Source organism: Bradyrhizobium sp. NBAIM08, assembly GCF_020193935.1.
GTDB lineage: Bacteria > Pseudomonadota > Alphaproteobacteria > Rhizobiales > Xanthobacteraceae > Bradyrhizobium > Bradyrhizobium yuanmingense.
Window position 1 is genome coordinate 1 of sequence record NZ_JADYVR010000128.1, and the last position, 481, is coordinate 481.

Consider the following 481-nt stretch of genomic DNA (forward strand, 5'->3'; position numbering starts at 1 on the left):
GTAGGAGAACTGCTCGGGCGCTCCTAGCCGGTCCGCCACCAGCACGGGTCGACGCCAACAGCGGCCCGCAGTCAGAGCCCCGTCGTTGCCACCAGTTCCGGCAGGGCTCTGCTGTCCCTTGAGGAGCCTCTGACGGCGGCTGGTGTCTTGACCTCAGTGGTGCCTCAGTGGGTCTTACGCGTTCTCATGCTTCTCTACATTGTCAGGACCGCGCGCGGCCTCAACGCACTGCAGCTCTGCGCGAAAGGAGCCAGCTCTGGTTTAAGCCGGGCCGGCCACAGCCCGTGCAGGGTCTAGGCGATTGCCGCCTGTGTAGGCCCAAGCTCGAGAATTGCGGCTTTGTGTTTCCACGAGCCGTTCATTCGGAGCTTGGTGGGCTCGACATCACGCCCGTCACGACGACGATGTTGAAACTCGACGACTTCGTCGAAGCTCAACAGCCACGCGCCAGCGACCGTCCAGTCAGCGTGTACCTCCACCG

General features: G+C 63.6%; 1 protein-coding gene. It reads right to left on the bottom strand.

The window, feature by feature from the left end:
* Nucleotides 1-293: 293 nt before the first annotated feature.
* The coding region (locus tag I6F37_RS38745) for a hypothetical protein (RefSeq protein ID WP_225154180.1) at nt 294-481 on the bottom strand (188 nt) is incomplete at its 5' end.